22 protein-coding genes are annotated in these 20,272 nt (G+C 64.2%); 9 read left to right on the top strand and 13 right to left on the bottom strand.

All coding sequences use genetic code 11. The features are described 5' to 3' along the window. Positions 1–56: 56 nt before the first annotated feature. On the bottom strand, positions 57–671 hold the full coding sequence (locus MTX34_RS07300; RefSeq protein WP_243593686.1) for a trimeric intracellular cation channel family protein: 615 nt from the start codon (positions 669–671) through the stop codon (positions 57–59). A gap of 251 nt (positions 672–922) precedes the next feature. Between MTX34_RS07300 and MTX34_RS07295 the strand changes: the two genes are divergently transcribed. Then, positions 923–1,939: a magnesium and cobalt transport protein CorA gene (locus tag MTX34_RS07295; RefSeq protein WP_243593687.1), complete on the top strand. Its 1,017-nt coding sequence runs from the start codon at positions 923–925 to the stop codon at positions 1,937–1,939. A gap of 66 nt (positions 1,940–2,005) precedes the next feature. Here MTX34_RS07295 and MTX34_RS07290 read toward each other — a convergent pair whose 3' ends face one another. The 6 genes from MTX34_RS07290 to mrf form a co-directional block, all read right to left on the bottom strand. Next, positions 2,006–3,724 carry a metallophosphoesterase gene (locus MTX34_RS07290; protein ID WP_243608919.1) on the bottom strand — a complete coding sequence of 573 codons (1,719 nt, stop codon included), beginning with the start codon at positions 3,722–3,724 and terminating at the stop codon, positions 2,006–2,008. A gap of 152 nt (positions 3,725–3,876) precedes the next feature. Next, entirely contained in the window at positions 3,877–4,710 is an 834-nt protein-coding gene (locus MTX34_RS07285; protein ID WP_243608918.1) for an LAGLIDADG family homing endonuclease, read from the bottom strand. Between the two features lie 100 nt (positions 4,711–4,810). Further along, positions 4,811–5,869, bottom strand: a complete 1,059-nt coding sequence (locus tag MTX34_RS07280) for a VIT1/CCC1 family protein (RefSeq protein ID WP_243608917.1) — start codon at positions 5,867–5,869, stop codon at positions 4,811–4,813. 26 nt (positions 5,870–5,895) lie between these two features. Continuing rightward, entirely contained in the window at positions 5,896–6,063 is a 168-nt protein-coding gene (rpmF, locus tag MTX34_RS07275; RefSeq protein ID WP_027496033.1) for a 50S ribosomal protein L32, read from the bottom strand. 3 nt (positions 6,064–6,066) lie between these two features. Next, a complete protein-coding gene (locus tag MTX34_RS07270) occupies positions 6,067–6,327 on the bottom strand; it encodes a type B 50S ribosomal protein L31 (protein WP_121870664.1) in 261 nt (86 codons plus the stop codon). Then, on the bottom strand, positions 6,324–7,556 hold the full coding sequence (gene mrf / locus MTX34_RS07265; protein WP_243608955.1) for a ribosome hibernation factor-recruiting GTPase MRF: 1,233 nt from the start codon (positions 7,554–7,556) through the stop codon (positions 6,324–6,326). The genes MTX34_RS07270 and mrf overlap by 4 nt, the downstream gene beginning before the upstream one ends. Before the next feature lie 137 nt (positions 7,557–7,693). On the opposite strand from mrf, the gene rpmB reads away from it, so the two are divergent. The 7 genes from rpmB to MTX34_RS07230 all read left to right on the top strand — a co-directional run bounded on the left by rpmB (position 7,694) and on the right by MTX34_RS07230 (position 10,790). Next, the gene (gene rpmB / locus MTX34_RS07260) at positions 7,694–7,930 is read left to right on the top strand and encodes a 50S ribosomal protein L28 (RefSeq protein ID WP_243608916.1); all 237 of its coding nucleotides are present in this window, start codon (positions 7,694–7,696) and stop codon (positions 7,928–7,930) included. Next, entirely contained in the window at positions 7,927–8,097 is a 171-nt protein-coding gene (gene rpmG, locus MTX34_RS07255) for a 50S ribosomal protein L33 (protein WP_170944568.1), read from the top strand. The genes rpmB and rpmG overlap by 4 nt, the downstream gene beginning before the upstream one ends. Positions 8,098–8,099: 2 nt before the next feature. After that, positions 8,100–8,405: a 30S ribosomal protein S14 gene (rpsN, locus tag MTX34_RS07250; protein WP_243608915.1), complete on the top strand. Its 306-nt coding sequence runs from the start codon at positions 8,100–8,102 to the stop codon at positions 8,403–8,405. Positions 8,406–8,419: 14 nt separating this feature from the next. Further along, the gene (gene rpsR, locus MTX34_RS07245; protein ID WP_008719028.1) at positions 8,420–8,674 is read left to right on the top strand and encodes a 30S ribosomal protein S18; all 255 of its coding nucleotides are present in this window, start codon (positions 8,420–8,422) and stop codon (positions 8,672–8,674) included. 80 nt (positions 8,675–8,754) lie between these two features. Next, positions 8,755–9,681, top strand: coding sequence for an AEC family transporter (locus MTX34_RS07240; RefSeq protein ID WP_243608954.1), 927 nt, complete (start codon positions 8,755–8,757; stop codon positions 9,679–9,681). 46 nt (positions 9,682–9,727) lie between these two features. Further along, positions 9,728–10,192 (top strand): hypothetical protein, encoded by a 465-nt coding sequence (locus MTX34_RS07235; protein WP_243593695.1) that lies wholly within the window; start codon positions 9,728–9,730, stop codon positions 10,190–10,192. A gap of 25 nt (positions 10,193–10,217) precedes the next feature. Then, on the top strand, positions 10,218–10,790 hold the full coding sequence (locus MTX34_RS07230) for a DUF1707 domain-containing protein (protein WP_243593696.1): 573 nt from the start codon (positions 10,218–10,220) through the stop codon (positions 10,788–10,790). Here MTX34_RS07230 and MTX34_RS07225 read toward each other — a convergent pair whose 3' ends face one another. Further along, on the bottom strand, positions 10,791–12,737 hold the full coding sequence (locus tag MTX34_RS07225) for a VWA domain-containing protein (RefSeq protein WP_243608914.1): 1,947 nt from the start codon (positions 12,735–12,737) through the stop codon (positions 10,791–10,793). Continuing rightward, the gene (locus MTX34_RS07220) at positions 12,737–14,122 is read right to left on the bottom strand and encodes an ATP-binding protein (protein WP_243593698.1); all 1,386 of its coding nucleotides are present in this window, start codon (positions 14,120–14,122) and stop codon (positions 12,737–12,739) included. The genes MTX34_RS07225 and MTX34_RS07220 overlap by 1 nt, the downstream gene beginning before the upstream one ends. Before the next feature lie 237 nt (positions 14,123–14,359). Here MTX34_RS07220 and MTX34_RS07215 point away from each other — a divergent pair, with 237 nt between their 5' ends. Beyond that, positions 14,360–15,223, top strand: a complete 864-nt coding sequence (locus MTX34_RS07215; protein ID WP_243608913.1) for a DUF559 domain-containing protein — start codon at positions 14,360–14,362, stop codon at positions 15,221–15,223. A gap of 67 nt (positions 15,224–15,290) precedes the next feature. Here MTX34_RS07215 and purH read toward each other — a convergent pair whose 3' ends face one another. The 4 genes from purH to MTX34_RS07195 form a co-directional block, all read right to left on the bottom strand. Further along, the gene (purH, locus tag MTX34_RS07210; protein WP_243608912.1) at positions 15,291–16,847 is read right to left on the bottom strand and encodes a bifunctional phosphoribosylaminoimidazolecarboxamide formyltransferase/IMP cyclohydrolase; all 1,557 of its coding nucleotides are present in this window, start codon (positions 16,845–16,847) and stop codon (positions 15,291–15,293) included. Then, positions 16,844–17,458 (bottom strand): phosphoribosylglycinamide formyltransferase, encoded by a 615-nt coding sequence (gene purN, locus MTX34_RS07205; protein WP_243593701.1) that lies wholly within the window; start codon positions 17,456–17,458, stop codon positions 16,844–16,846. The genes purH and purN overlap by 4 nt, the downstream gene beginning before the upstream one ends. A gap of 80 nt (positions 17,459–17,538) precedes the next feature. Further along, positions 17,539–18,987: a DUF6350 family protein gene (locus MTX34_RS07200; RefSeq protein ID WP_243608911.1), complete on the bottom strand. Its 1,449-nt coding sequence runs from the start codon at positions 18,985–18,987 to the stop codon at positions 17,539–17,541. 74 nt (positions 18,988–19,061) lie between these two features. Next, on the bottom strand, positions 19,062–20,231 hold the full coding sequence (locus tag MTX34_RS07195; RefSeq protein ID WP_243608910.1) for a DUF5336 domain-containing protein: 1,170 nt from the start codon (positions 20,229–20,231) through the stop codon (positions 19,062–19,064). Positions 20,232–20,272 lie beyond the last annotated feature (41 nt).

Below are 20,272 nucleotides of genomic sequence, written 5' to 3'. Positions count from 1 at the left end.
TTGTCCTGGTCGACTGAGATACGGCTGAGAGGGGTACCTACTCCACCGACGACCGCCTACAGGCTCGGAAGGTTGCGGGCCAGCGGGAGGTTCCATTTTCGCCACAGCGCGAGCAGTCGCAACCCCGTCGCGAGCACTGTTCCCGCGACGAGTCCCACGTTCTCCGGAAGGGTCAGAACATCGGCCAACACGACGGTCGTCGCCCCGAGCAGGGCGGGCAGGGCGTACAGATCCCGATGCAGCAGCAGGGGTACCTCGTTGACCAGCACGTCTCGGATCACGCCGCCGGCAACCGCGGTTGTGGTGCCGATGAGGGCTCCCGACAGGGAGCTCCCGCCGGCAGCCAACGCGATCGTCGCGCCGGTCGCAGCGAACAGTCCCATGCCGAATGCGTCGAGCACCAGAACACCGCGTCGCACCTTGCCCATCTGTCGGTGCGCCACGAAGACGGCCAGCGACGCACAGAAGCCGACGGTGACGTTCGGCCACGTGTCCAGCGACGTCGGCGGATGGATGCCGAGGAGAAGATCACGAATGACTCCACCGCCGATACCCGTCGTGATTCCGACGACGCAGACTCCGAACAGATCCAACCGGCGATGCACTCCGATCAAGGCACCCGACGCCGCGAAGACTGCGATACCGAGGTAGCCGAGGAGGTCGAGAAGCATCGGATCAGCATGTCACGGCACCGACAGCGGATTCACAGCAACATGCGGCCGGCAGAACATCGCCTCGGTCACCGAAGCCGGCGCTCTCTCGCTCGTGGAGTGCTGTGGCCCAGCCCGCGCCGGGTCGGATCAGGCCACGATCCGCCGATCCGGCGGTGGCTGCACTCGTTGCTGCATCGCCCTACGTTCAGGCGATAGTCTCGATCGGGTGCCGTCCGGCACACTTCTTTCTCGAACCGAGGTGACCCGAAGTGCCGATCGTCGACAACGCCGTCTATGTCGAGGGGAAGCGAACTGCGAATCCCGAAAGCCTCGATATCACTTTCGAGTGCATGCGGGATCGCCACGGAATGGCATGGATCGGCCTCTATCGTCCCGAGCTCCGTGAAATCAACGCAGTAGCAGACGAATTCGGACTGCATCGATTGGCCGTCGAGGACGCGATCGCAGCCCATCAGCGACCGAAGCTCGAACGCTATGCCGAGCAGCTCTTCGTCGTACTGCGCCCCGCCAGATATATCGACGAGACCGAAAAGGTCGAATTCGGCGAATTGCACATTTTTCTCGGCGTGGATTTTGTGGTCACCATTCGTCACGCCGAGTCGCCCGAGCTCGGGAAGGTGCGGCACCGGCTCGAGGAATCCCCCGAGTTGCTCGGACTCGGGCCCGAGGCGATTCTGTACGGCATCCTCGACCAAGTGGTCGACGAGTACGTTCCCGTCATCAAGGGATTGCAGACCGACATCGACGAGATCGAGGATCAACTGTTCACCGGCGATCCGAGCGTCTCGCGTCGCATCTATTCACTTCTGCGTGAGGTGTCCGAATTCGACCGTGCCGCAAAGCCTCTGGTCGAGATGATCGAATCGCTCAAGCGCGGATCGGACAAGTATCACGTCGACGTCGAACTGCAGCGCAATCTTCGCGACGTCCTGGACCATGCGATCCGCATCTCCGACCGCATCGAGGCTTTCCGGTCCATTCTGCAGAACGCGATGACCGTGCACTCGACCATGGTTGCGCAGCAGCAGAACGAGGAAATGCGCAACATGACGCAGGTGAGCCTGGAACAGAACGAACAGGTCAAGCGCATCTCGTCCTGGGGTGCAATCCTTTTCGCGCCCTCCCTGGTCGCCGCCATTTACGGCATGAACTTCGAGGACATGCCCGAATTGAAGTGGCACTTGGGATATCCGCTCGCCCTGGTCGCCATGGTGCTCTGCTCGACAGCACTGTACGTGGTGTTCAAACGCCAGAAGTGGCTGTAGAGCGGCTTCGCCGCACGTGCACGGAAGTTCGTAGCAGGGGTCGAATTTCCGCGCACATGGGAGAGCCTAGGAAGAGCCGAAAATCGGGCCCACCGGGATGTCGCGAGTGAACGTCAACCTGTCGAACTCGTTGCCGTATTCGTCAATGGCACCGATGGTCATCGTGCTGGCCTTGATGCCCGGAAGACCCGGCACCACATCGACTCTGACGAACGAGTAGTTCAGGAATCGAACCCTCGACCAGGTGATGGACTCGGCCGACTTGGTGCCGTCGGGTGCCCACACGTAGCTGTTCGGAACTGCGGTGTCGGGCAACTCGTTGCCGCGGTAGCTCACGCCCTCGCCGTCCTGGAACGTGTAGCGCGGACGACCACCACCGCCGACGGTGTAATACACGGTGCCGTCCGTCTTTCCGTTGACAGTGGAGTTGTCACCGGCGACCCGAGTAGCGCGATTGCCACGAATGGGATCGGTGCGCTCGAAGACGTGATTGTGAGCTTGGAGCACCACATCCACCTCGTACTTGTCGAACAGGGCAACCCATGCGTCGCGAACTCCGCCGTCGCTTGCATGCGTCGAGGTGGTCGAATATGCGCAGTGGTGGAAGAAGCAAACGATGAAGTCGATGTTCGAGTCGGCACGGTATTTCGCCAAAGTCTGCTCCACCCAGGTGTTCTGGGCTCCTCCGCTATACCCAGTGTTGGCCTTGATCTCGTAGCTGACGTCGTTCGCGTCGAGCGAGAGCACCGCGGTGTTGCCGTAGACGAACGAGTAGGCCGACGGGCAACCCTTCGGCCCGTTGGTCGGCTGATCCAAACGCGCTGCGTGGCCGCCGTATCCGTTGGGGCTGTACAGCGCCTCCATGTCGTGGTTGCCGGTGGCGAACAACCACGGCGCGGTCGACGCACTGGCTTCGATCGCCTGGAAATAGCCGTCCCAGACGAACGGGTTGAACTTGTCGAATCCCTTCGGTGGCGTCTGTCCGTGCTTGGCGAACTGGGGAGGGAGACCTGCACCCGACGGGTCCGCGTACGCGATATCTCCGGCCAGAATGTGGAAATCCGGGTGCGAGGCCGCGATCTGACGATTGATGTTGCGCGCGTGCTTGACCGACGGTTCGTTGTCTGCCTTGTAGTACAGATCGTCGTAGTCGCCGGCCACCAAACCCTCCGGTTGCGAGGGGGTTTCATCGTTGCCCTGATCGCCCATCATCGTGAACCGGAACGGAGCGATACGACCGGTCGGCAGGGCAGGGGATGCGCTGCGGATGTCGCTGACGAAGCCGTCGGCGGTGCGCCAGCGATAGTAATGCGGCAGCTTCGGGGTCAGATTGTCCACGGGTACGTGCACGTAATACTGCTCGGCCGAGAGTATGCCTCCGTCGGTCTGCGGCACCTGACTGATCAGGTTGCGCACCTCAGCGGACGTCGTCGCGCCGAGTGCCGGTGTGGGGCCGTGATCGAGAAAGACTCCGGTGATTCCAGGATTGCGTGAGAGCTGAGCGGAGAATCGCAGCTGCGTCGCCGGGTCGTTTCCGAATCCCATGTGCCTGCCGGCCACGGCCAGCGGAGCATCCTGCGCGTAGGCGGTACGTGCGAACACCGAATTCCCGACGCCTACCGCGGCGGCCGTCGCGGCTGCTCCGACCAGGAAATTTCGTCGACTGACCGGGTGCCGCCGCAGGAACGACCGATGCCAATCGTGCTGCTCGGCCATGGTCATGTTCTCGGCCAGAGTGCCAGGGATTCCGGTCGCGACTGTCTCGCCTGCGGGGTTGAGCGTCATGACTCGATGGTGATGACGACGAACGCTCTATCCGTTAACCAAGCGAAGCAGTTGAGTGAACAGCACGAGAACAACGACGCACAACGGGACGAACGCGGACAATCCAGTCCCGATTCATTCTGCGTCACTACCTCCCCACGCACAATCCGTCTCTAGAAAAGTTGTTCCATTCCATCCGTCGCGGGCGCGCTCGTGGCCGCATTTCGCAACCGCCAACGGCGGACGTTCACGGCGCTTTCAGTTCGACCGAGCAGCATGGCCGCCTCCTTGACTTTCGTGGACGCCACGACCGTGTCCTCCTCCAGTGTCCATGGCTGTCTGCCGAAAACCGGACGTGCACGCATGCCTTGAGGTCTTACCCAGGCAGCGACAGCTGCTGCCGCCGTACTCTTTCGGTTCAAGGCCAAGCATCCCTGGGGGTAGGCCCACTCGGCCAAACGTGACGCGGGTTCGCTGGCCACCATCAGCGAGAAGATGTCGTCGCGAGCATTGCGCTTTGCAGTGCGCTCAGCACCGGTGATGTTCTTGACTGTCGAGCAGAAGTAGTCCGCCAAACTGGATGACGCCGTGACAAATCCGATGAAGGGCAAACCTGCGCGAGTGAAACCAACGCTGCCGTCGCCATCCAAGAGACCACGGAAATAGCCTCGTTGATGAAATTGACGGCTGGGCGGACTCACTTCTTTGGACTTGCGTCCGACAGGCACGCCGCTCAACTCTAATTCGCGCCGGAACGCGAGGTTGCACATTCGCCACGTCGCACTCGTATACGTGGCAGCGAAGTTCGTCGTCCGGGTTCTCGTCGAAACTGTCGACTTCACGCCGTCGAACAGGTGCGGAAGCTGCAGTAGCAGGTCAATGTCCTTTACTGCCAGTTCAATTGTTGCTTTGCCTCTCTGCCTGGTACCACCCTGAAGGTGACCATCGGTCTGAAACAAGCCAAAGAAGTAGGAATGATCTTCACGAGTCAGGTCGATGATGGCCACGGCAACATTGTCGGTCCACCTACCGACAAGAAAAGCCACTACGGCGTCGAGTTCCTATTTCGCACTGTCTGTGCGGCGCGTACACGCAGCACACAGATCTCTACACTCCCCCACCGAATGCCAAGCCCAACAGATATGTCGCCCCGGCCGCGCCGTAGCCGATAGCCAGCTGTCGCAGAGCACGTTTGACCGGTGGCCCACCGCTGAGCAGTCCCACCACCAGGCCCGTGCAGATCAGTGCCAGCCCAACAAGGACAGCCGCAAGGGCAAGGGCCACATAGCCTTCGAGGCCGAACAGGTACGGCAGGACCGGGATGACGGCTCCGGAAGCGAAGAAGCAGAAGCTGGCTCCGGCGGCACCGAGTCCGGTTCCGATCGACTCGTGCTGGTCGACGTCGGGGGCCATCTCGTCCGCAGGTAGTAGCCGCAGTACTTCCGCCGCTTTGGCGTCGGCCTCCTCGTGCGTCATTCCTCGGGCTCGGTACACCAGTGCCAGTTCGTTGGCGTCGACGTCGAGGTGTCTGACGGCATCTCGCGCCCCGCTGTCCGGGGACGACGCCTCGAGCAATTCACGTTGTGAACGGACCGAGACGTATTCGCCCGCACCCATCGACAGCGCGCCGGCGAGCAGTCCTGCGAGGCCGGTGATCAGGACGATCTGGTTGGACACCCCGGATCCGCTGATGCCGAGGACCAGAGCCAGGTTGCTCACCAGACCGTCGTTGGCCCCGAACACCGCAGCCCGGAAGGTGCCGGACAGTCGATTGCGACCGCGGGCTGCCAGCGCCCTGATGACCTCGGCATGGATCTGCTCGTCGGCCGTCATGGCCTCCGTGGCGTCGGCGTCGGTGGCGTACGGCGAACGGGTTTCGGCTCGTTGTGCCAGCGCGAGTACGAACACCGAACCGAAGCGGCGAGCCAACACCCCGAGGATGCGCGTGCGGATATCACCCTTGAGCGGCATCCCGACGCGATCGCCGAGCAAATTTCGCCAATGCTGCTCGTGTCGGCCTTCCGCATCGGCGAGCGCGAGGAGGATCTCGCGCTCCTCGCCGCTGCGTCTACCCGCCAGATCGCGATAGACGGCGGCCTCGGCCCGCTCGTCTGCGAGGTATTGCCGCCATCGCTTCACATCTCGCGAACTGGGTCCATCGTTCATGAATGTGAAGATAGACCCGTCGGAGGTCAGCTCGGGTCGTACACCCCGGCCTGGACGGCTTTGACCAATCTTCGCGGCACTCTGAACTCTCGACCTTGGAAACGCACCGTCACCAGATCCGGAGCAACGGCCTTCCATTGCGCCCGCCTGCTTCGGGTATTCGAACGCGACATCTTCCTCTTTGGAACAGCCATGACTCAGGCGTCCTTTCGGCTTCGGCGGCCGTACCGCTTCTCGAACTTCTCGACGCGTCCCTGGGTGTCCATCACGCGCGCAGCCCCGGTCCAGAAGGGATGTGATTCCGACGAGACGTCGACGACGATCAGCGGGTAGGTGTTGCCGTCTTCCCACTCGGTCTCGCGGGCGGACGTGACGGTCGATCTGGTGAGGAACTTGTTCCCGGTGCTCGAGTCCTGGAACACGACCGGGTGGTAGTCGGGATGGATGCCTGGTTTCATTCTGTTGCCTCTCGTGCTTGTTCTACGTACGGGGATTCACTGCTCTCGCAGGGGTCTTCGTGCCATTGGCCGAACGGGTCGGTCCACGTGGCCCACTGGGCGGGATCGGTCATCTCGTCGTCGGAGACCAACGCCCACTGCAGAGTTCGGTCGATCTCGGTGGGGTCGGCCTGATGAACGAGGATCACCAGGGAGGTGTCTCGATCGCCGAACTGCTCGTCCCACCGCAGCGCAGCCATCGCCCGCCTGGTGGTGTCGACGCGGTCCTGTTCCACCGGAGTCATTGCAGCAAGCCACTTTCCGGCGCTCGCAACCCGTAGTCCGCCGCCGGCCGATTCGATCCACAGCGCCTCGTCGGGTTGCGTGGCCACCCACGCCCGTCCGCGCGCGGTGACGACGCCGTCGAGCAACACGTCGATGGCCTCGTGCAATCGTTCGGGGTGGAAGGGCCTCGTTGCAGCGAACTCCACGAGCGCGACTCCGCAGTCGACGGACAGGGGCGGCTGGCCGCGCAACAGCGGCGAGTGGGCGTCGGTGATCTCACCGCGCCGGGCATCGAGGGGAACAGACGCGAGAACAGCCGGTCCGTCGACCATCGAGTCCTGCGGAACCCAGACGACAGGTGCGTTCGGTGCCAACCGCGCGAGGACAGCCGCGAGCCTGGCCCGCTCCCAGGCGTCGACATCGGGACCTGCGGTGACGACGAGCGCGTCGGCGTAGTCGACCTGCCCTACTACCAGCTGCGCGACGGTTCGATCGTCGTCACCACTGGCGACGACGCCACGGTCGGCCAGGGTGTCGTCGCCGGTGGCGTCGGCCAACCAGGTTGCGGCGTCGAGACAGCCGATCACGGCCTCGATACGCACATCTCGCGAGGCGGGTCCGTCGATCTGCCCCACCACGTCCGCGACGATGACGTTGTCCACCGCCCAGCACAACGCTTCGGGTTCGAGCGCCGGGTCCATGACGAGCACGATGCGATCGACACTGCTGCGCGTGGACAGTGCACGCAGCAGTGGCAGCAGATCCTCACGGAGCGTGCACGAGACGCAGCCGTGCGCCAGCTCCAGGATCGTCTCGCGCGGATTCTCACCCAGGACGTACAGCGTGCGACGCACGACGCCCTCGGTGACGCGGCTCAGATCGTGGCGAACAGCGACAGTTCCCGGCGCGAGCAGCGATGTCACGACCGCGTCCATGGCTCCGGTCCAGCCGGAGACGAGGACCATCGGGGTTCGATCGTCCGGTGAGTAGTTCACGGGCACCTTTCTTCTCGACAACGATTGTCATTATCTGAGGATGCACGCTACATTCGGATGAACGCTTTGTCGAAAACGATTGTCATAACGGCAAGAAAGGAACGCTCATGTCAGCGCACTGCCAGGTCACCGGCCGCACCCCCAGCTTCGGAAAGTCGGTCTCGCACTCCCACGTGCGCACCAGCCGCCGCTGGGATCCCAACATCCAGCGCAAGACCTACTACGCGCCCAGCCTCGGACGCCGCGTCACCCTCACGCTCTCGGCCAAGGGCATCAAGACCATCGACCGCGACGGCATCGACGCCGTGGTCGCCAAGATCCGCGCACGCGGGGAGAGGATCTGATGGGCAAGAGCACGGACGTCCGTCCGATCGTCAAGCTGAAGTCGACCGCCGGCACCGGCTACACCTACGTCACCCGCAAGAACCGCCGCAACGACCCCGACCGACTGGTCATGAAGAAATACGACCCGGTCGTGCGCAAGCACGTCGACTTCAGGGAAGAGCGATAGCCATGGCCAAGAAATCGAAGATTGCGAAGAACGAGCAACGCAAGCTCGTTGTCGCCCGCTGGGCAACGCGTCGCGGCGAGCTCAAGGAGATCATCCGCAAGCCCTCGAGCAGCGACTCCGAGCGCGCGCAGGCCCAGGCGGCACTGCAGCGTCTGCCACGCGATTCGAGTCCGGTACGATTGCGCAATCGTGACGCTGCGGATGGACGTCCGCGCGGTTACCTACGGAAATTCGGGCTGTCCCGCGTGAAAATGCGCGAGATGGCTCACCGCGGGGAACTGCCAGGCGTCCACAAGTCGAGCTGGTAAGGGAAAAGGTAGAGATGGCAGTCAAGAGAGCACCGTCGAAGAAGGTCCGCGCAGAGGCGGGTCGTCGACCGAAGAAGAACCCGTTGAACGCCGCCAAGGTCACCACGGTGGACTACAAGGACATCAACCTTCTTCGTCAGTTCATTTCCGACCGCGGCAAGATCCGCAGCCGTCGGGTCACCGGGCTCACCCCGCAGCAGCAGCGCCAGGTCGCTGTCGCAGTGAAGAACGCTCGTGAAATGGCATTGCTGCCGTTCACCAGCCGCTGAATCAGCTTTCGAGAAAGGCCACGTAGCCCTCGGCTACGTGGCCTTTCTGTCGTTCCCAGCAAGAAATGAGCACTTCGACGATGTCCGGCGTTCTCGAGGGCTTCACCGTCATCTTCGTCGTCATCGCCCTGGGATACCTTCTTGCTCACCTGAATGTGCTGGGTGAGCACGGCCAATTCGTCCTCGGTCGTCTCGTGTTCTTCGTCGCGACACCGGCATTGCTGTTCGTCACGTTGGCCAATTCCGATCTGTCGGTGATTCTCTCGCCGGTATTGGCCGTCGCCGGTTCCACGGCACTGCTCGTCGGGGCCATCTACTTCGTCATCGCGAAGCTCGCGCTGAAACGGTCCGTGCCCGACGCGACCATCGGCGCACTCGCGAGTTCGTACGTCAATGCCGCCAACCTGGGCATCCCGATCGCCGTGTTCGTTCTGGGCGACGCGAACTTCGTCGCTCCCCTGCTGCTGTTCCAGATCATGTTCTACACGCCGATCGCCGTCACCATCCTCGACATTTCCACCAAGATCGACAAGGTCTCGCTGTTCAAGACCGTCACCACGCCGTTTCGCAATCCGATCGTGGTGGCCGGAGCCGCAGGCCTCGTGCTGTCGATCACCGGATACGAGCTCCCCGAGGCGCTCATGCAGCCGTTCCAACTCGTTGGCAACCTGTCCGTGCCCGGGGCGCTGCTCGCCTTCGGTCTGTCCCTCTACGGTGCCAGGGTCCTGCAGAAAGGCATCAGTCCGCGGCGGGACGTGGCCCTGGCAACCGTGTTCAAGATGGCGCTGCAGCCGGTGCTCGGCTACCTCATGGCCAGGTTCGTCTTCGGTCTGGACGGGCACGATCTGTTCGCCATCGTCGTCGTCTCCGCACTGCCCACCGCGCAGAACGTGTTCGTCTTCGCCAGCCGCTACCAGCGCGGGGTGGTGCTCGCCCGCGACACCGCGTTCGTGACCACGCTCGTCTCCATCCCCGTCATCGCGCTCGTGACGGTCTTCCTCGCGTGAGCCGAACACAAAGGTTCTCCTCAGCTCCCAGCGCTACTTTGGACTCATGAGGTTTCTCGCCGCGGGTGTCATGCTGTGCCTGCTGCTGGCCGGCTGCAGCACCGCCGCCGGTAGCGACGAGGACACAACGCCCAGCATCGACTCCACAACACCCATGGGACTCGTCCAGCAACCCAGCGCCCCTCCGGTTCCGCACGAAGTTCCCGTCGGCGACGTGGGCACGATGTTCGAGGCCACCCCCGGCCTGATCCGCGCCACCACCACTCCGTTCGAGTCGTGGAGCCAGGTATCCCCCAACACCATTGCGGTGCACTTCGTGACCGGCACACCCGAGTGCTACGGAGCCGACGCGTCGGTCACCGAGACCGACACGACCGTGACCATCGAGCTGCGAACCGGAACCAGGCCCGATGCCGCCGACAAGTCCTGCATCATGGTTGCCGTCTACGCCACCATGCAGATGACTCTTGCGTCACCGCTCGGGAGCCGCACGATCCTGAATGCGGCCTGACCCCGGCACCGGTAGTGTCCGGGCAGTGAGCGATCATCTCCCCGACCGAGATCGAAGCCAGGTTCGCGCGGCCGATGCGGACCGGAACCTCGTCGCCCAGTTGCTGAGCGACGCGTTCGCGAACGGCCAACTCACCGTCAGCGAATACGACGAGCGCACCGCTGCGGTGTACCAGGCGAAGACCTACGGCGAGCTCGATGTGCTGACCGGCGACCTGGTGCTGTCCCCTCCCCCAGCGGCCGTACCGTCCGGTGGTTCCTCGAACGACCGCGTGATCGCGATCATGAGCGGTGCCGTGCGCAAGGGCGAGTGGACCCCCGCCGCACGCATCGACGCAATCGCATTCTGGGGCGGCATAGAACTCGACCTACGCCGCGCATCGTTCACCGCCGAGGAAACCACCATCAACTGTGTCGCCATCATGGGCGGCGTCGAGGTCACCGTGCCGCCCGGAGTGAGCGTCGAAGTCCGCGGCATGGGCATCATGGGCGGATTCGAGCACGTCAGCGCGACGCACCCCGGCGCACCGCGCGTCATCGTCACCGGTTTCGCCTTCTGGGGCGGCGTTTCGGTGGACATCAAGGCAGCAGAGAAGTAATCAGGATCGCCGACGCTTGAGGTAGTCGGTCACCACCGCGGCACCGAGTCCGTCCAGATCCGGGGCGATGACGCGTCCGCCCACGCGCTCGGCCATCTTGTCGACCACTCGTGCCAGGCCCGGATCGTCTCCGAGCCGGAAGATCGTCACCTGGGCACCGAGTTTCGCGACGGTATCGAGCTCCCGGACGGTCAGCCCCAGCGTCTTCGACGACGGCGGGTAGTCGAAGTACGCATGGCCGTCCGGCTCGAGATGCGCCGTCGGCTCACCGTCGGTGACGATCAGCACGACCGGCTGCGCATTGGGATGACGCCGCAGATGACGTACCGCGAGCATCAGAGCGTGGTGCAGATTGGTGCCCTGATCGTAGGCACCGTCCAACCCGGCCAGCTCCGACGCCGTCAATGTCTGTGCATGCCTCCCGAATCCGATGAGTTGCAGATCGTCTCCGCGGAAGCGAGTGCTGACCAGATGGTTGAGAGCCAGCGCTGTGCGCTTCATCGGCACCCACCGCCCGTCCATCACCATCGAGAACGAGGTATCGACCAGCAATGCAACCGCGGCCTGCGTTCTGGTCTCGGTCTCGCTGATCTCCACATCGGTCACCTGCAGCTGCACCGGAAAGCCCGATCCCGTTGCAGCCGAGCGCAGTACCGCATTGTTCACCGTGCGCGTGACATCCCATGGCTCGGTGTCGCCGAACTCCCACGCACGCGACGCACCGGTGGGCTCGCCCATCGCGCCCGCCTTGCGGGTGTCTCGCTCGCCGCCGCGTCGGGACAGCTTTCCTGCGACATCCTTGAGTGCGGACTGCCCCAGCTGCCGCATCGCCTTGGGTGAGAGACGCCATTGGCCGTCGGCACCCTTGTCCATGAAACCCTGCTGCTGCAGCGCCTTTTCGAGCTCGGCGAGCATCCTCGCATCGGCCGCAGCCTCGGGCCCGAGTTGCTTCAGCAACGCGTCGGCGTCGATGTCGTCCAAGGCAGCGCCGTTGTACTGCTGCGAGAGCTGATTGCCCAGGTTCTCGAGATCCGCGATGTCCTGAAGCGCACCGGTACCGTCGCCGAGGCCCATGCCGTTCTCGCCACGGAAGTTCTGCGAGCCGTCCCAGTCCTCACCGGGCCGGGCCTGCTGCAGATTCTGATCGAGCTGATCGAGCTGGCTCAACAGATTCGAGTCGCCGAAGGCCTGCTGCGCCAACGCATCCAACTCGGCACGCTGCTCGGGAGACAGAGAGTTACGTAGTCGCTGTGCGGCAGCAGCTCTTTCCGCCAATGAATCGAGTAGCTCGTCGACATTCTTCGGGTTCTCCGGGAAGTGCTGACCGTGCTTGTTCATGAACTCTTCGAACTGCTCGTCGGTGTCCTCGCCCTTGTTGTGGGCGTCGAGCAATTCGTTGAGGTCTTTCAGCATCTCGCTGATGGCCTGACGGTCCTCGTCGGTGGCACCTTCGAGCGCCTGCTTCATCCCGGCGAAACGCTGGTCGAGCATTTCGCGTCCGAGCAGATCCTTGATCTTCTCGTAATTCTCGCGTCCCTGCGGCGATCGCCAGTCGTAGTCCGAAAGCTCTTGCACCGCTTGGGCAGTGGACGATGACAGATCACCGATCTGCATCTCCTGGAAACGCGCATCGTCGTCGAGGGCACGCGCAAGTGCCTTGCGCTCTTCGAGCACCGCCTTGTCCAGCAGCTCCCGCACTTCCTGCAACGTGCCGTCGAGGTTGTTCTTCTTCAACAGATCTCGCCGACGTTTGGCGGCCTGAGCAGCGAGGTCGTCGAGCCCACGCATGTTCTTCGTTCCGCGCCGCAGCATCTCCTGCAGTGCCCGACGCGGGGACGCGCCCTCGAGCACGTCCTCGCCTATGGCGTCGAGCGCCTCGCGCAGATCCACCGGTGGCGCAAGAGGATCCGGCCCGTCGTGATACCGCCCGTATCTGGAGCGACGCATCAGCTGTACACCGTCTGACCGTCGTCGTCGGGATCCTTGGAAATGCGACGCGCCAGATACAGACCTTCGAGAGCGAGTTCGACGGCAGCTGCCTTCTCGCCGTCCGACGTAGCGTTCAGACGCTCGTGGATGTCGCCGATCACCTCGACGTCGGGCAGCTCGTCGAGCAGCGCCTTGGCGGTGATGCGGTCGCCGGTGACGATCGGTTCGCCCGTCTCGATGGCCGTCACCAGAGCGGCGAGGTTGATGCCGCCGAGGTGAGCACGCACGGTATCGGCGGTCGCGCGGCGCAGCATGTGCTCGAGGACCTCGATTTCGCGGCCTTCCTCACCCGACTCGAATTCGACCTTGCCGCGCAACACCTCGATGATGGTCCCGAGGTCGACAGGCCGGGCCACGGGCTCTGCCTCTCCGAGAATCGCGGCCCGGTGAACGGCTGCGGCAGCGATGGTTTCGGCCGCAGCGATCGCGAACCGAGCGGAGACGCCGGAGCGCTGATCGACCGACGGCGACTCGCGCAGCAATCGGGTGAATCGCGCCAGCACCTCGAGCAGATAAGTGGGAACCGTCGCCTGCAGCTCCGCTTCCTGGTCGATGACTGCCACCTCGGCGTCGAGTTCGAGGGGGTAGTGCGTCCTGATCTCCGCGCCGAAACGGTCCTTGAGCGGAGTGATGATGCGTCCGCGATTGGTGTAGTCCTCGGGGTTCGCGCTCGCCACGAGCATCACGTCGAGCGGCAGCCGCAGGGTGTAGCCGCGAACCTGGATATCGCGCTCCTCCATGACGTTGAGCAGCGACACCTGGATGCGCTCGGCGAGGTCGGGCAGCTCGTTGATCGCCACGATGCCGCGGTGACTGCGGGGAACCAGACCGAAGTGAATGGTCTCCGGGTCACCGAGGCTGCGGCCCTCGGCCACCTTCACCGGGTCGACGTCGCCCACAAGGTCCGCCACCGACGTATCCGGGGTCGCGAGCTTCTCGGCGTACCGCTCGCTGCGGTGCCGCCACTCGACCGGCAGATCGTCGCCGAGTTCTTTGGCTTTCCTGATGCTCGCGGGGGTGATGGGCTCGTAGGGATGCTCACCGAGTTCGGCTCCGGCGATCACCGGCACCCACTCGTCGAGCAGCAGATTCAGGGTGCGCAACAGACGCGTCTTGCCCTGACCACGCTCGCCGAGCAGCACCACGTCGTGACCGGCCAGAATCGCGCGCTCGAACTGTGGCAACACGGTGCCGCCGAAACCGACGATCCCCGGCCACGGATCCGTGCCGTCGCGCAATGCCTTCAGAAGATTTTCCCGCAACTCTTCCTTGATCGACCGCTGCCGATGTCCGGATGCCTTGAGTTCGCCGAGAGTGGAGATGCCAGGTTTGGTAGAGGTCACTTCTCCACGCTACGAGCGTTTGGCAATTGCTGCCATCGAGTGCTCCGTTGTAGTTCCGCCGAGTTCGAAGTTATGGACGAAATTCGGGCAAATTCCGTCCATAACTTCGAGTTCGGCAGCCGATGCACACTTCGGCGGAAGTTCGATCACATCCACGTAACTGTGGACAACTATTTTCTTCATCCACAGCCAGCGCTCGAACCGCTTTCCGAGCGAGTTCGATGCCACAGTGCGTGGATGGACAGCGCACCGTTCGTCGGATCCGAAGCACTGGTGAACGGTCTGGTGACCCGACAGCAGCTCAGAGGCCACTTCCGAAGGATCTATCGCGACGTCTACATCGATCCGGACAGCGAGCTGGACGCACCGACCCGAGCGCGGGCAGCCTGGCTGTACTCACATGGGAACGCCGTCGTGTCCGGCCTGAGTGCTGCCGCACTCCACGGATCGAAGTGGATCTCCGGCGATGACGACGCCGAACTCCTGTGGGCGGAGCATCGTAGGAAGTTCGACGGCCTGCGCATCGGTTTCGACGAGCTGCTACCCGAAGAAGTCGAGACTGCCGACGGCTTGGCAGTCACCACAGCGGCACGCACTGCATACGACCTCGGTCGACGTAGGCCGTTCGGAACCGCCGTCGCACGACTCGATGCACTCGTCCGCGCCACCGGAGTCGGCGTTCACGACATCGCCCGGCTCGCAGAGAACCATCGAGGTGCTCGCGGCATAGTTCAGCTGAGAGCCGTACTCGCCGTGGTCGACGCAGGTGCGGAATCTCCGCAGGAGACCCGCACAAGACTGGCCCTCCTGAACGCAGGACTACCTCGCCCGCAAACGCAGATCGAGGTGGTGGGTCCGGACGGGAGGGTGTTCGCCCGCATCGACATCGGCTGGGCACGCTGGAAGGTGGCGGTGGAGTACGACGGCGAGCAGCACTGGTCGGACGAGAGGCAACGGGCCTGGGACATCGAGCGCCAACACCTTCTCGAATCACTCGGCTGGACGGTGATCCGGGTGAGCGCTATGCAATTGCGCACCGATCCGTGGGGCGTTTCGGCCCGAGTTCGCGACGCACTGCGTGCCGCCGGGGCGAAGGTCTAGCCGAACTCGAAGTTATGGACGGATTTCGCCGGAAATCCATCCATAACTTCGAGTTCGGCGTCACAGGCTAGTGAGCGAAGTGCCGCGAACCCGTCAGATACAGCGACACTCCCGCATCCTGTGCTGCGGCGATCACCTCGTTGTCGCGAACCGAACCACCTGGTTGCACAACAGCTTTGACGCCTGCGCTCATCAGCACCTGCAGACCGTCGGGGAAGGGGAAGAACGCATCCGAGGACGCGACCGAACCGACGACGCGATCCCCGGCTCGCTGCACGGCGAGGTGGGCAGCGTCGACGCGATTGACCTGGCCCATTCCGACGCCGACCGACGCACCGTCGTGGGCGAGCAGGATCGCGTTGGACTTCACGGCCCTGCCTGCACGCCAAGCGAATTCGAGATCTTTCAGGGTCGCCTCGTCAACCGGCTCTCCCGCTGCGAGGGTCCAGTTGGCCGGGTTGTCGCCGTCCGCGTCCAGCACGTCCCGTTGCTGCAGCAGTGCCCCGCCGGAGACGGGCTTGAGTTCGACGCCCGAGGTGGGCGGTGCGACCGCAAGCAGGACGCGAATGTTCTTCTTGCGCTTCAACACTCCGAGTGCGCCGTCTGCATAGGACGGCGCGATGATGACCTCGGTGAAGATCTCGGCTACCTGCTCGGCCATCTCGACGGTGACCTCACGGTTGGCGGCGATCACACCACCGTACGCACTCACCGGATCGCAGGCGTGGGCCTTGCGGTGCGCCTCGGCGATGTCCTTGCCGATTGCGATGCCACAAGGATTGGCGTGCTTGATGATGGCAACGGTGGGCTCGGCGTGATCGAACGCCGCACGCCAGGCCGCGTCGGAATCAGTGAAGTTGTTGTACGACATCTCTTTACCGTGCAACTGCTCGGCCTGCGCGATGCCTGCCGCAGCGGAGGAGTCGACGTACAGGGCAGCCTTCTGGTGCGGGTTCTCACCGTAACGGAGCACGGCCGACCGGTCCCAGGTGCCGCCGATCCATTCCGGGAACACCGTCTCGGTGTCGGGGGTCAGCACACTGCTCATCCACGACGCCACCGCGACGTCGTAGGCGGCCGTGTGTTGAAAAGCCTGTGCCGCAAGTGATGTGCGCTCCGCGAGGGTGAATCCGCCACCGGCGACGGCCGTGAGTACGTCCTCGTAGCGGGCCGGGTCGACGACGACCGCCACCGACGGGTGGTTCTTGGCTGCGGCGCGCACCATCGACGGGCCACCGATGTCTATCTGTTCGACGCATTCGTCGGGCGTCGCCCCACTGGCCACGGTCTCGGTGAACGGATACAGGTTCACCACGACGAGCTCGAACGCCTCGATGCCCAACTCCTCGAGCTGGGCAAGATGTTCGGGCTTGCGGGTATCGGCGAGCACGCCGGCATGGACGCGAGGATGCAGCGTCTTGACGCGTCCCTCCAGCGTCTCGGGGAATCCGGTGAGGTCTTCGACCTTGGTGACCGGAATTCCGGCGTCGGCGATCTTGCTCGCCGTCGAACCGGTGGACACCAGAGCGACGCCTGCGCTGTGCAAGCCTGTCGCCAGTTCGATCAGTCCGGTCTTGTCGTAGACGCTGACCAGCGCGCGGCGCACTGCTTTACGTTCACTCATCGGATTATCTGAGCCTTTCGTCCATCGGAGGTGACACCTGTGGCGACCACGGCTGCGATCACGTCGACCAGCAACCGTCGCTCCACGATCTTGATGCGTTCGTGCAACGCGGCTTCGTCGTCGCCGTCCAGAACCGGTACGGCTTCCTGCGCCAGGATCGGGCCGGTGTCGACGCCGGAATCGACCAAGTGCACCGTCGAACCGGTCAGTTTGACGCCGTGGTCGAGTGCATCCCGCACGGCATGGGCACCGGGGAACGACGGCAGCAGAGCAGGATGAGTGTTGATGATGCGTCCGGCGAAAGCATCGAGAAACCGGGACCCGAGAATCTTCATGAAACCGGCGGTGACGATCAGATCGGGTTCGTGACCCAGGACGGCATCGGTGAGTGCGATGTCCCACCGGGCCCGATCGGCGTAGTCCTTCAGCCCGATTCGGAAGTTCGGTAACCCGGCCTCGTCCGCACGGCGGGCAGCGTCGCAATCGCGGTCGACTCCGACGGCGACGATGCTCGCGGGATAGTTCTCGGTGGCAGTCGCGGCGATGAGCGACTGCAGGAGCGAGCCGGTCCCCGATGCGAGGACGACGACCCGCGCGGGTGTCTCACGCAAGGCAGTCAGCGCACTACTCCTGAAATATCGAGGCGGATCGTTCGAGCCAGCGGAAAGCCTAGTCTCTGCGCCCCGCACACCTACCGGGCAGGTCCGTCCTGGTCCGTGGGAGGAGCGACGACCTCGGCGTCCAACGGTTCGTCGGCAACGGTCTGGACGGTCGCCTCCGGTTCTTCGGCCGGGGGCATCTCGGCCGGGACGTCGTTCACGACCTCCGCCTCGACGACCTCCTCGGCCACTTCCTCGACCGGCTCGACGTCCGCAGGCTCGTCGGGAGCGGCCTCGATCGCCAACTCGGCCGTTGGTATCGAAGCGGCAACGGGCTCGCTCTCGATCGGCTCGTCCTGGATCGGCTCGGGTTCTGCTCGACGCCACACGGTGACGGCGGCCGAGGCCGAGCCGACAACACCGAGCCACGCGAACGTCAGCAACCCGAAGCTCCACTCGGTCACCTCGACGGTTCCGAACGTGCCCAGGTTGCCGCCTGCGGCATAGCCGAACAGCGCGGCGAGCACTCCGGTGGCGGCGGCCACGACCCACACCGAGGACACGGCGACCTGGATGTCGGCGCTGCGAATCGCGCAGTCGCGGCCGAGCAACAGCCCGACACCGATCGGGACGACCAGCATGACGATCCAGATGGTCTGCGCGGATCCTTCGGGGAGGACGGCCAGGATCGGCAGTGGCGGAAGCGGCCCTCCCGTCGTCGAGAAGAGGCTGACCGAAACGTCGCCGAATCCGGCGGTGGAACCGGTGGCCACGGCGAGAGCACCGATGAGGACGTTGGGGAGATAGAGCACCGACAGCACTGTTAGGCCGAGCATGCCGACGACATCGCGTCCGCTCTCGACCAGCGCTCCTGCGGTCTCCCACGAGACGAGCAGGGCGATCAGTACGACGGCCGCGCCGCCGGCGGCGAACATCGAGATCGCGCGAACGAACGGTGCGACGAGTGCGCGAACCCACTCCGGAAGCCCGCGGCGGATCACCACGGAGTCCCAGCGCGCGAGCAGCAGACCCGTTCCCGACGCGGCCGCGTGCACGCCTGCGACCCACGAGAAGGCGACGAGTGCGTTGGGGCTGGACAGTCCGATCACGGTGGACGCATCCTGTGCAACGGCCAGGGCGATGGCGGTCACGGCGACTGGACCGGCCAACGAGGCGGCGAACACCCACCGCACCATCCGGCCGTCGGTGTCGATGTCGACTGCGCGGTGAACGGTGCGCGCCACGGACCAGCCGACGATCAGCGCCGGCAGGAGCGGTGCGACACCGAGGGATGTACCGCCGATGCTCAGAGGTACGAGGTGCACCGCGAACCACGACCCGGCGATCGCCCCGAGGGTCCCGGTCAGATCACTGTTGACCGAGACGAGGGTGACCAGAGCAAGCGTCGTTGCGATCACCACGACCAGTCCGGAAGTCTTGAACGCCACCCCGGCGAGCACACGCGACTGATCGGGCGTCGGCCCGGTACTGGGAGTCCGCGCGGCCGCGCGTCGCGTCTCTCGGTTCAATAGATCGCTCATCGCAACGAGACTCGCATCATCTTCGCGGCGCACCGGTCAGGCGCGCCGCGAAGGGGTCCTGGAGGGACGTGAAATCAGTCGCGCTTCTTCTCGTCCTCGGCGGGAGTGGCACCGAACGACTGCGTGGGCGCGCCGTACGGCGTCGACTGATCGCCCGATTCCGGCTCGTCCGACTTCGCCGGGGGCTGACCGTATCCGGACGGCTGCCCGTACTGGTACTGGTTCGGTGGGTACGCCTGCCCGGCGGTAGGTCCGCTCGGACCGGTGTACGGCGGCGGCGCGTAGCCGCCCTGCGGAGACGGGTTGGGGGCGGACTGTCCGTACGACGGCTGGCCACCCGGGTTGTAGGAATGCTGCCCCGACGACTGTCCGCTCGGTGCTTGACCGAAGTTCGACGACGTTCCCTGAGGCTGTCCGTACGACGGCGGATTGCCGTATGCCTGCGACTGCGACGGTCCACCGAACGACGTCGTCGGCGCGTTGTACGGGTTCGGCTGGCCGAATCCGGGCTGCTGGTTCTGGTTCTGGCCGCCGAAGCCTGCAGGCTTGGGGACCGGGGCCTTGACGATGCCCGCACCGAGCAGCAGAGCTGCGACCGCGGCAGCTGCCTGGACGAAGCCGAGAACGAGCACCAGGATCGCGCCGATGCCGAGCGAACTGGAGGTGCTGGCGAACTCGTTGCCCTCGGCGCTCGGCAGACTCAACGACTGGAATGCCAACACCAGGAAGCCGGTGATCGCCAGCGCGGCCACCACGCCCTGATTCTTCGTGTCCTTCTGCAGCAACGACGCTCCTGCGATCAAGCCCGCCGCCAGCAACAGTGCAACCGACACCGCGCTTCCACCGGAGGCGAAGAACGTGGTGCTGAACGAGGTCTGAATGCTGCTCGGCAGCTCCTGGGACGAGGTGACCTCGGCGGTGACGAGGTCCAGCAATCCGAGCAGGAAGTTCACTATGCCGAGCCCGAGAATGACGAAGGTGAGGATCTTCGGCAGATTCGACAGCCCCGACCCGCTCGACTTCGGCTGTGGCGCAGGATTCACCGGTGCCGACGTTCCGGGGACCGGCGGGCCGAAGGGATTGGACACCGACGGCTGATGAAACGTCTGGTTCTGACCCGGATGACCTTGGGGATTGGGTGACGGCTGATTGGGCGAGGACGACGGGCCGTAGGACGGTCCACCTCCGCCGTAGCCACCAGAGTTGGAGCCCCCGTTTTCAGGGCTGCCGGGCGAGTAGGTCATCGCGTCTCCTCATCCTGATAGTGACGTACCCAGGTCGGTCG

This window comes from Rhodococcus sp. ARC_M5 (assembly GCF_022810405.1).
Lineage (GTDB): Bacteria > Actinomycetota > Actinomycetes > Mycobacteriales > Mycobacteriaceae > Rhodococcoides > Rhodococcoides navarretei.
This window is presented reverse-complemented; position numbering and strand designations above follow the sequence as displayed.

Bases quoted from the DNA above. Each gene is read 5' to 3' on its own strand.
- MTX34_RS07300 (WP_243593686.1), bottom strand. From the start codon at position 671: ATGCTTCTCGACCTCCTCGGCTACCTCGGTATCGCAGTCTTCGCGGCG.
- MTX34_RS07290 (WP_243608919.1), bottom strand. From the start codon at position 3,724: ATGACGCTCAACCCCGCAGGCGAGACAGTCGCGACCGGAATCCCTGGC.
- MTX34_RS07280 (WP_243608917.1), bottom strand. From the start codon at position 5,869: ATGAACGATGGACCCAGTTCGCGAGATGTGAAGCGATGGCGGCAATAC.
- rpmF (WP_027496033.1), bottom strand. From the start codon at position 6,063: ATGGCTGTTCCAAAGAGGAAGATGTCGCGTTCGAATACCCGAAGCAGG.
- MTX34_RS07270 (WP_121870664.1), bottom strand. From the start codon at position 6,327: ATGAAACCAGGCATCCATCCCGACTACCACCCGGTCGTGTTCCAGGAC.
- mrf (WP_243608955.1), bottom strand. From the start codon at position 7,556: ATGGTCCTCGTCTCCGGCTGGACCGGAGCCATGGACGCGGTCGTGACA.
- rpmB (WP_243608916.1), top strand. From the start codon at position 7,694: ATGTCAGCGCACTGCCAGGTCACCGGCCGCACCCCCAGCTTCGGAAAG.
- rpsN (WP_243608915.1), top strand. From the start codon at position 8,100: ATGGCCAAGAAATCGAAGATTGCGAAGAACGAGCAACGCAAGCTCGTT.
- rpsR (WP_008719028.1), top strand. From the start codon at position 8,420: ATGGCAGTCAAGAGAGCACCGTCGAAGAAGGTCCGCGCAGAGGCGGGT.
- MTX34_RS07240 (WP_243608954.1), top strand. From the start codon at position 8,755: ATGTCCGGCGTTCTCGAGGGCTTCACCGTCATCTTCGTCGTCATCGCC.
- MTX34_RS07235 (WP_243593695.1), top strand. From the start codon at position 9,728: ATGAGGTTTCTCGCCGCGGGTGTCATGCTGTGCCTGCTGCTGGCCGGC.
- MTX34_RS07225 (WP_243608914.1), bottom strand. From the start codon at position 12,737: ATGCGTCGCTCCAGATACGGGCGGTATCACGACGGGCCGGATCCTCTT.
- MTX34_RS07215 (WP_243608913.1), top strand. From the start codon at position 14,360: ATGGACAGCGCACCGTTCGTCGGATCCGAAGCACTGGTGAACGGTCTG.
- purH (WP_243608912.1), bottom strand. From the start codon at position 16,847: ATGAGTGAACGTAAAGCAGTGCGCCGCGCGCTGGTCAGCGTCTACGAC.
- MTX34_RS07200 (WP_243608911.1), bottom strand. From the start codon at position 18,987: ATGAGCGATCTATTGAACCGAGAGACGCGACGCGCGGCCGCGCGGACT.
- MTX34_RS07195 (WP_243608910.1), bottom strand. From the start codon at position 20,231: ATGACCTACTCGCCCGGCAGCCCTGAAAACGGGGGCTCCAACTCTGGT.